This is a genomic window from Cohnella phaseoli (genome assembly GCF_003386235.1).
Lineage (GTDB): Bacteria > Bacillota > Bacilli > Paenibacillales > Paenibacillaceae > Cohnella > Cohnella phaseoli.
In genome coordinates this window covers 398,764-409,383 of the sequence record NZ_QRDZ01000004.1, presented here as the reverse complement: position 1 = coordinate 409,383, position 10,620 = coordinate 398,764, and the positions used below count along the sequence as shown (strand labels likewise).

The 10,620-nt window shown below is 54.7% G+C and carries 5 protein-coding genes; all 5 read right to left on the bottom strand.

Annotated features, from left to right (window positions below):
* Positions 1-422: 422 nt before the first annotated feature.
* Positions 423-1,241, bottom strand: coding sequence for a DUF4097 family beta strand repeat-containing protein (locus DFP98_RS07770; protein ID WP_116059997.1), 819 nt, complete (start codon positions 1,239-1,241; stop codon positions 423-425).
* Positions 1,242-1,430: 189 nt separating this feature from the next.
* Complete coding sequence (locus tag DFP98_RS07765; protein ID WP_116059996.1) at positions 1,431-2,300, bottom strand: GNAT family N-acetyltransferase; 870 nt, start codon at positions 2,298-2,300, stop codon at positions 1,431-1,433.
* A complete protein-coding gene (locus tag DFP98_RS07760; protein WP_116060016.1) occupies positions 2,301-3,287 on the bottom strand; it encodes an aminoglycoside phosphotransferase family protein in 987 nt (328 codons plus the stop codon).
* Between the two features lie 542 nt (positions 3,288-3,829).
* On the bottom strand, positions 3,830-7,855 hold the full coding sequence (locus tag DFP98_RS07755; protein ID WP_181917552.1) for a glycoside hydrolase family 2 protein: 4,026 nt from the start codon (positions 7,853-7,855) through the stop codon (positions 3,830-3,832).
* A gap of 49 nt (positions 7,856-7,904) precedes the next feature.
* On the bottom strand, positions 7,905-10,550 hold the full coding sequence (locus tag DFP98_RS07750; protein WP_147310144.1) for a glycoside hydrolase family 2 protein: 2,646 nt from the start codon (positions 10,548-10,550) through the stop codon (positions 7,905-7,907).
* Positions 10,551-10,620 lie beyond the last annotated feature (70 nt).

The following is a 10,620-nucleotide window of genomic DNA, read 5'->3' as shown; positions in this document are numbered from 1 at the left end:
TGTTCAGACATTTTTCCCACTGCGCTCATCCTCCTCATGTACTAAGTGTACATTTTCGTGGTGGAGGACTCCAACTGAATTAGGGGGCTGTGGAGATTCGACCTCTCTAACGCGGCATTTTGTACGATAAACCAGTTAAAGTAGAAGCATCGGCCTATAATGCTTAAAAATGGAGCTGTCCCATAAGCACTTCCAGTTGCTCTAAAAGATAATCGATAACAGAGATGCAAGGTGTATATACCTCCCTCCGATGCTATACGCTCCTGAAATAGGATTAGGCAAACCCGTTATAGTGTGATTTCAGGAGCGTATGAGGCAGTCTACGGGAGGTATATACACCTTCATCCTATCAATTATCTTAAGCAATCCTGCTTATGAGACAGCCCCTTCATTTCCCCGGTTTTCGTTTCCCCGTTCCTTTATCAGCGCTGTGTATTAACCACTATCTCGCCCACCGCAGCATACGCATCGATTTGAACGTTTGGCGTCCCGATCGTTCCGACTTTTTTGTTCGCGGCTTGCTTGCTGTATTCGACTTGGTCGAGTTCAACCTTAACCTCCCCGACCTCGCTTTCCAGCTTAAAGCCGGCATCCTGCGGAGACTCGCTCAAGTGAATCGCGATTCTGCCTACGTCCGTTCTAGCTTTCAAATCGTCGGCAAGAGCAATACCTTCCACAACGATCTCTCCTGCGTTCGCTTCCAGTTCCAATTTTCCAGTGACAGCCTTTACCCGAATGTTGCCCGCATCAATCCGAATGTCTGCTGCCTTCGTCTGCACATCGGAGGCTTCCACAGAACCGAATGCATTGTTCACCTTGAGCTTCTGATACATTTTGTCTGGTAGTGAAATCCGCAGCTTCCGAGCACCGGTCTGATCCTTAAAAGAATTTTTCGATTTCTCCTCAACTGTCACTTTCAACAAACCCGAATCCACCTTTGCTTCGAACTCGAACCGATCGCGTAAAGTGTCGTCCACCAGCAGCTCCACTTCCGCCCGCTCGCCTGTCGAACGCTCGATCCGAATTTCCATCGCTTGCGCGCTTACTTCCAGCTCTTCAAACTCATCCTGCGTATAGGAGCGCTTCTCCACAGAAACAAGCTTGCCCGAGCCCGAGTTATCGCCCATAACCGATTGCTGAACCTCACCCGTTACCGAGCTTGCCAAATCTCCGCACGCAGTCAGCGCCGTCGCCATCACGAGAATCGCGAACAGCTTCGCGCTGTTTCTCTTCTTTCTCATCTCTCTAGCCTCCGTTTTCCACTCTATCTCCCTCCATTATAGAGACGATCAACGTTCTCTCCGACAGCCCCTCGGCTGAATTGGGACTGGACCGGGGTCGGGGGGCGTGTTCGACCTGCCTTCTCTTCTACTCTTCAACTAACATAAACCTTCGTAGGCCGCCCCCATGTGAAAGTGGTCAGACCGACCTCACGGAAGCCATACTTTTCGTAAACCGATCTCGCCAGTGGTAAGGTATACATTCTTGAAGCCGAGCCTTCCGGCTTCCTTTTGCGCGTGTTCCAAGAGCAATTTGCCGTACCGGTTGCCCCTTTCATCGGGGTGCACAACCAAAGGTGCAATCCATGGGGAGAGGTCCTCGCTCAAAACTTCTTCCGTCGCAAGCCGCGGCCCTTCCCACCCATACACTCTTCCAGTAACGACTTCTTTTTCATGAAGCCCCGTCCAACCGATAACTCTGTTGTCTTTTAGCAGTAAGTATCCCTGTGGAAATGGTTCGGCGCTTGCCAACACTTCCGTTGGATGTTGGGATGTAAACTCGTTAAAATGCTCCAAAAGGAGTGCCCGACATGGGGCCGCCCATTCGGGATGTTCACGCAAGGATAAAATCTGCACCTCGTAATCTACTTTATAGCTCCTGCAAAATTCTTTGTCGGTTTCGGAATAGACGAAAAAACCAAGCTTTTCATACAATTGCGCTGCTGCGTAATTTTCTTTGCGGTGATTGATATGGATGCAGGGGACATGATACTTGCGGATGAGATCATTCATCATCAAGCGCATGGCGGTTGCGGCGATCCCTTGACGTTGATAACGCTCGTCTATCATCAGCGGATTGATGTACCCGCTATTCCCGTCCTCGTCCAAGCCGCCGCCAATCAGGCCCACGTATTCCTCGCCGCGTTTTATTGCAAATAGCTCGGTATGTTCTTCATATCGGCTGATCCCGATCCAGTACACATTTGGAATCGCAAATACTTGCTTTTGTTCTTCTGAAACGGACAGTTCGCAGACTTTCAGCCAGTTGTTGGTATCCAACGGCTCAATGGTTATGTTCATTTACAGGTTCCCCATCTCATAGACTTTTTGCAATGTATGGACGTGTTGCGCCGCGCTTTCGTCATCCGTTTCTTCGAGTTTGTTTTCCTCCTCTGCGTTCCTATACCACTCGACGAGTCTGTAGCCGAACATAAGTAGAATCAGCTCATAAACGCAGTTATCCGTGATATGCGAAACATCCGCATATTCCGAAAAACCCTTATAATACGCCGGGATACATTTGCGGTAGTATTCCACCATGTGTTCAAGATCGGCTTCGTCCGCGATAAGGCTTGCTATGTCTTCACCTAAATAGCCCCACCCGGCAGTATCCCAATCGATGACTATGGATTTACCATCTAAGTCCAATAGGTTCGCCACCCAAAAATCCCTATGGCACAGCACGACGGGCAGCTGTTCAATACGGTTGAATATTTCGTCTGCGTTTTCGTCGATGTCGATGAGCATTTTACAGAGGTGCTGCGGAATTGTGCAATCCTCGGAGCGTATATAATCGTACACTCTATTCCATGACCGGTAACGAAGATAGAAGTTTTTCATATCCTCTACTTTGCTCAGGTTGGTTAAGTTCTGTAACAAAACTGGCTGTTCGGCATATAACTTGCCTTGGAAACGTCCCAACTCCCCGGCTGCGCGTTCATACATGTCACCGGTCAAGTCCAAGCCCGAGACGCCTTCGATATATTCCATCCAGATCTGCGATTCGTTTTCTTCTTCGTTCATTTCAACGTGATAACATTCAGGCCAACGGAATGATTCGGAGAACAGAGTACCGAAATTAGATTGATAAAGATCATACTCCCTCCGCCATGAATCGGGGTCGCCGTAGCGTTCCCATTTCTTCTGCGTTTTTGAAACGATTTGATAGGGTAGTTTCCTAACGTCAACGGTTGTGGCGTTTCCTGTTATCAGTTGCACATCGCCTAATGTACCGCCATGTAATTGTGTGACTTGGAAATCGACGTTGGTTATTTCTGTACCGAGCATTTTGCTTAAAACCTGGTTCAGAATTTCAGTTTTTATTTCGCTCACTGTGAAGTCCTCCGATCGTTTTTTATGGACATAAAAATACCGCGAACAAGCAGCCTCCTAAGAAGCTGCTGTTGCGCGGCGAAAAGCCAAAGTCGGCTTGTAGGAATAATAAGGATATGACCTTCATCGTATCCCGCGTCAGCACTATTCACGAAAGGTTACTGATTACGGCATAGCTAAAATTGAAGACCAATTTCACAACTGTAGTGTGGCATAATCCTTTATGAGGAATCAACGGAGAGTTTGGTTATAAGCAAATTTTACCGGTTAGCTGCCAATAGTGATGAAATAGAATAACCATAACCTGAACCAGAGCCAAACAGCTTGCCCACTTGGTGTTCTCCCGCAGGAGCGGCTTGCAGCCTCTCTCTTCCGTTGGATAGATTGCCTGCCCCCAACATTTGGAAAGACTATAAGCCGCCCTGCGGCTCATAAATCAACACAATGTAAGACTAAAGGAATTATCACCTTGAGATATTACGGGCAGAAAAGCATATTTATTTCTCCCCGCTTCCAATGCTTATACCGTTGCCTTCGCTCTCCAGCTTGCCCTCGTCGTCCCTCTTGTTCCCATCGGACAGCGTGCCCAACTTGTAACGAATGAGCTGGTCCAGCAGGTAGAGCCCGGCGACATTCTCGTAAGCATCATGGAACAGAGCAAAGTAATCGATAATATTCGGTTCGCTGCTGGAAGCTGTGCTGCTCAGGCGCAACGTCGTTTGCAGCAAGCTGCCGCCCCTGTCCCCGACCGGAAATTCGGACAAGTAGGAGGAGGTCTGATAGCTGCGCGGCTCTATGCGCAGAACGGCTGGCGTCCGGGGAGCGGCATTCCGTTCTTCAAAGTAGCTGCGATAGTCAAGCGCATGGGTTGCCGCCAATTCCCAAAATTGCTGCCCTGCATAACCGTCGTGAGGGAAATTTGCCAATGCAGGATGCGCGGGTTCGGGAATGGCGACGAAAGACCATACGTTGAAGGTAGCATTAGTCGCTGCAATCGGTCCGCCCTCATGGCCGGCATAGAGTACGCTTCCGCCCTCTGCCAGATAAGCGTCGAGCCCCGGCGCCCATGCAGTCGCCACGATTAAATCCGGTTGCTGCCCCAACTGCTCGCTCGCGCCAGGATTCCAGGCGGTTATCCAGGGATAACGGTTCTGCAACTGCAGCTCATCTCCAGGATCATGCGCCTGCACCGCCAGCTTGACTTGCCCAGGCTGTTCATAGGCTGAGGCATTGGGTAGCGGCTCGTTCGGATAGCCCCATATCGGCCACTCGTTGGTAAAAATATACTCGGCCATGCCTAGCGTGTCGCGGGAATTCCTTCCGCCAACCGTCGATGCCCGCAGCGACAGCCACAGCGTGTATTGCACAGGCTCCCCCCGTTCAGGCAAGGCAATGGAGAGGGCGGAAAGTGCATATACATTCCCGTTTGGCAAAGGAAAATCGCATTGACAAATTCCGGCCGCGACGGGAACCTGCGCACTGTCAGCCCTCGCCTCGGCATCCGCCAAAGCGCCCACCCCTGTCTCCGCACCCGCAGCCTGCACCTGCCCGCCGCCCTTGACGAGCAACTGCCATTCCAGCGTCGCCTGCTCCAGGTCGAGACCGTTGTAATGGCTCAGATGCGGCGTGCCTGTGAAGTGGGAGCCGTTCCACACATTGTGGGTGTGGCGGTCGAGCAGCAGCACCGTTTCCGCCGTCGATTCACGCCATTGCTGAGGCGCATATTTCAACTGCTTGTTATCATCGTAGAATCCTGCCTGAGTCTGGGGAATATCGCGAATATGGGTCATGAAGAGCGCCGCGACATTCGGGCTGAGCCTGGAGGCTTCAATGTAATGTTTTTTGGCCATCAGCGCATTGGCCCGGGAACTCTCGCGGAAGCGCCGGATTTGTGCCGGACTGAAGCCCTGCTGCTCCAGAATAGCGTTAGGATCGTTGGTCTGGAACAGGGACCACCACCAGGGAAGCTGCCCGCCATGGCTTGCCTTGATTGCCTCGGTATCGCGAATGGTGTCCGTATCGGCATATTCCCCCAGCACCAGCGGCTTGACGCCCTGCTCTCCGCGCATGCGCACCCATTCCCGAATGACCGCATCGAACTTGTTAAGCTGATTATAGGGATGCGTGGCGTAGAAGTCGCCATAAAGCGTCACGCCAGTGGTGCTGTTGTCCAAATAGAGCCGATTTGGGGCGATTTTTTTGCCCAAGTGGTACATTTCCGCCATCAACGCATCTATCTCAGGTGTATACGTGTGCATCTCGCAGTTAAAATCCGTCATAATTACAGAGGGATGGTTGCGGTCCTTGATCAGCATTTCGGGAATGTGCCGCCTGACGCGCGTGAAGAAGGCCGGTGTCAGCACCGGGTTCCATATCGGGTATTCAACATAGGCATACATGCCGAGCCGGTCCAGCTCATGCAGCACATAGTTTGGCGGATCGAACAGGCAAAACTTGATCGCATTAAAGCCGGCCGCCTTCAGATCGGCGATTTCAGTCCGGACCTGTTGGACAGTTGGCTTCTCGGCAATCGTCTCCCAATAAAGTCCCCAATGCAGCATGCCGGTCAGTTGTACGGGGACCCCGTTCACCAGCACCTGATAGCCGGATACGCGCACTTCACGCATGCCAAAATCGGTGGACTGCCAATCGACCGCATGGCCGTTGCTCATGAGCGTTACAGTGGCTGTATACAGAAAAGGTTGGGCAGGCGACCACAGTCGCGGCTCCTCCATCGGCACGAGGAGGGTGACGGTTCGCCGCTCGCCGGGTAAAAGCAGCAGCTCGCAACGGCTGGTTCCTACAGCTTGTTCCTCGCCCCGCGCCGCCACTTTCGCTTCAATGGCGACCGCGGCAGGCGAGGCTTCCTTGTTGTATAGGGTAACGATTGCCTCCGCTTGGGCGTTGTCGATATCCGGATTCATGAATAAATGCTCCATGTACAGAGGCGCTGTCGCTTCCACGTATACGTCCTGCCACAAGCCCCCGTAATTCAGGCCAACCGAATCTTGCAAGAAGCCGGCTGGCGTTTCCTTGATCGGAATATGCCCATGCCCGTCTCCGGTCCGCGGGTCATACTGGTCGGTTATGCGCATTACAAGCTCATTGGTTCCTCCAGCATCAACGACAGACGGAGGCAACTGAAAGCGAAAAGGGGTGTAACCGCCTTCGTGGCTCCCGATAAAATAACCGTTCAACCAAGCCTCTGTCCGATAATCGGCGGCGTCGCAATGCAGCCAATGGATGGCACCTTCCGTCAATGCTGCCGACGGCAGCTCAGTCCGATACCAGCCGACGCCATCGAATCGCAAGCTGTCCGTGAAGCTGGATGCCAGCTCGGAGCCGAGATGGACCTCAATCACCAGCTTGGCAGCGACAATATCGGCAAGGGCAGCTTCCGCCAACTCAAAGTCGGTGCGTTCATAGTAATTTTTCTGGTTCGGGGTATAGAGACCGATGACAGTGCTTAAATCGCAGCTGCCGTCATCATGCTTATACTCCTGCCATTGCATAGTAGAAGCGGATTGCACGAGCAGCCGCATATGCCAGTTCCGGTCGGGGAGCAGATCCCAGGTTTCCAGATCGTGGGAAACATAGCTATGCCGACCTGACGGATGGGCGCTGGCGAGCAAATCCAGCGATCCGGATACGAGATTGCCGGTATTGGCAATGGTGGAGTCCAGGACGACTGTATTGGCGCCGGCCTGAAGATAGCTGGCGGGCACGATGAATTCCAGCCAGCAGCGCTCTTCGCCGGCAACGGCGTTCAACGAGCAGGAAAGCCATTCATGGCTGTTGATTTGGGCTTGAACGAATTTGTTGTTCACATGCTCATACGTAAAATTGCCTTCCCATACGCCGGGAACCTCGATTGGCTGCCAAGAGGCGTATGTCTGGCCGGAATATTGCAGCCGCACATGCCAGTTACCGTCTTCTACAGGCTCCCAGGCTACGCCATCCTGGCTCGTGCAGGCGCGCGCCCCGTTTGCGGCCGGGCCTGAACCCAGCAAGTCGAGCGAGTGGGGGGAAAGGCTGCCTGAGCTGGCAATGGTCGAGCTGAACATGATTTCGTTTGTTCCACAAACCAGGTCCTCATTCACGACAGGCAGTTCGACCCAGTGATCGCCATTGTTCATATAAGGCGCGAGGTCGACCGCATGCCATTGCCCGGTATTTACTTTGGCCAGCACATAATAGCCGTCAGCGCCTTCGGTTTGGGCGAGGCGGTCTCCCACATGCAGATGGGCCAGCAGCTTGGCATAGCGAATCTGGCCGTTCGCAGAAGCAGGGATGTCCAGCTTCATGCGGGCATAGTGGGGTATGCCGGTTTCTTGCTGAAGCCCGATAATCGCGGAGCAGTTGGCATCGCCAGAGTCGTAGCGGATCAAGGTAGCTTCGCCAGCGACATCCGGGAAGAACTGCCATGTGCCATTTAGGCTCGTGCGTACCCGGCTCGTGATTGCGCTGTCCGCCGTTGCCTTACTGGTGTACGCCCTATACGTAGTTGTCGTGTTCGTTAACATGATTTCCTCCCTGCAACAGATGTGTAACCGGCACCCCATCGTGCGAATGTTATCCACATTCCACTTTTATATTAAAACCTTCCAATTGCACATCACTCGCGGACATTTTCGCCGAGCACGCCACCAGCACTTCTTCCCCTGGCATCAGCACAAGGTGGTTCGGATAGAATGCCGCCGCCTCGCCTTCGCTAGTATCCGCGAGCCATACCCCGATCGCCGCTTCCTCTCCTGTGTTGCGCACCACAAACGTATGAGCATCGCGGCTCCTAAGCCCCACCTGTGTTCCGCGCAGCTGGCGCAGCGGCGCCAGCGGGTAATCGGCATCGACTGTGAACACATACGTATTGCCTGCCCCGGGAATCGCTAAGCCATCCCGCTCAAGCTCCAGTCGCAGGAGGAATGCATTCGACTGAACGGCTGGCATTGTGGCCTGAACGCGACACACCTGCTGGACACCGGCGGTAGCTTCAGCCGGTGTCACCTCCGCGCTGGCTTCATGCAGCACGTCACCGCCCAGCCCGATAAGCCGCACGCTAACCTTATAGTCGCCCGGTGCCGAATGCTCATTATGCAAAAACACCTCTGCAACGAACGTCTCCCCGCTCCGGTAGCCAAGCTTGCCATACTTCGCGGACAGGAACAGCGGCGAGAACGCCCGCTGCACCGCATAATAGGCCGGCTTCGGAATGCCGCCGTATTCCAGCACAGAAGTATTCGCGAAGTTCGGGTAGGGCTCATTGCCCATCCAGATCAGGAACCCGGAGCTCTCCGGCTCGCGCCTGCGCACGGACTCGATCGCATAGCGCAGGGACTCCGCCTGCATGTAGCGGCTGGCCAGGGCATACCTCTCCAGCTCATCCAGCTTCTCGTCCCAGGGACCGAACAGCGCCCCCAGTTGCTCCCACTGGATCCACCATGCCCCACGATGGAGCCAGAGCGGGTTGGAGGCGGTAGGCGGCCAAGGCTGATGCTGCCCTGCAAACTGCCTCAGCCGATGCGCTTGCAGGATGCCTGGCGTGCCCGTCTCGGTACGAATCAGGGCGTCATCCTGATTGTAGTAGTCATAATGGGTTCCCTCGCCCAGATACAGCCATGGACCGTGTACATCATGATGCAGCCCTTTGCCGAAATTGCCGAACTCAGCCGTGAATGCCGGACCTGAGGCGCTGGCGGGCAGGAACCGGCGACTGCTGTCGAGCTCCTCGACTACGCGCTTCAGCATGCGAATGTTCGCATGGCGCTCGTCGATCGGCACGAAGCCCTCCATCATCAGTTCATTACCTCCGCACCAAATCGCCAGGGACGGATGGGCGCGCTTCTCAATGATCGCCAGGCGCGCCGCCTCCTCCAGCTCTGCCAGCAGCATCGGATCATCGGGCGGGGTGTTGTCAATACCGCTGGAAGATTGCAGCAGTTCCTGCCAGACCAGCAGGCCAAGCCGGTCGCAAACGGCATAAAATTCCGGCTTTTCGATAATGGCGCCGCCCCATACGCGCACCAGGTTCGTATTCATCTCCCGCAGCCGCCCTAGCTGGTGCTCGTATTGTTGCGCAGTAATCGCACCGTGGAACGGCGTTATCGGCACCCAGTTGACCCCGCGCATGAAAATTCGCTTGCCGTTCACAACGATCGTATACGGCAAGGCGCCCGCGGGCGCTCCTTCGTTCTGCTCCCATGTGATGGTGCGAAATCCGACCTTCCGCTCCGATTCGGCGCATAGCTGACCGCCCGCATCATATACGGACAGCTTTACCTCATAGAGCGGCTGTTCCCCATAGCCTGCCGGCCACCAAAGGCTGGCACTGGCCAGCTCCAGATGCTGCTCCAGCTTGGCCAGGCCGTAGCCCAACTCCGCTGCCGTCCGCTGCTCGGCGATGGCATCCCCTTCCGGGCCATAGACCATCGCCGCCAACGTGTACTGCCCAGGCTGCCGCACATCAAGCTGTGCAAAGCAGGTGAGGGTGGCAGCCCGCTCCCGCGGGCCGCCCTCCTGTGCCGGCGCTGCCTTTGGATAGAAGTCCATAATGCTCACATCGCCATGGGCTGCGAGGTATACACTGCGCCAGATACCGGACGAGACGATGCGCGGGCACCAGTCCCAAGCGTAGTTGTAGCGCGATTTCAACGTACGGATGCGGCTGGAATAGCCAACCTGCCCGTCGACCTCAGGTGTTCGCGCAATGAATACTTGCAGCAGGTTGGGACCCGCCCCCTCGCTCCCATCGCTATCCCCGGCTCCAGCACTCCCCCCATGTCGGCCACCATGCCCGGTTTGCCCGCCTTTGCCGCGCAGCCGGCCGGAGACATCGATTCTGGTCGGCTTGAACATCCCTTCAAAGCTGGCAAGCCGCTCGCCATTGAGATAAATTTCCCCGGCGTAGTCAATCCCCTCGAACACCAGCTCGCATCGCTGCCCCAGCCAGACCTCGTCGACGGCAAAACGCTTCTCCAACACCCACTCCCGGTTGTTCACCCACTCGTTATGGCGGCTGTCCAGCCCGATATTCGGGTCGGACACAACGCCTGCCCGCAGCAAGTCCTGCTGAATATCGCCAGGCACGGACGCCTCCACAGCCGGCACAACCGGATGTAGGCTCAAATTAAGCTCCATCGACCGCGCCATATGCCATTGGTTGCTATACCATCCGGTAAGCGTCCAGTCATTGCCGTCCAGCAGCAAACGGTCATCTTTCATCTTGCTCGCTCCCTTTCTTCACTTCCCTGCAAATTCCAAGCTCGTCTAAATTTTGTACAACAGCACCGCG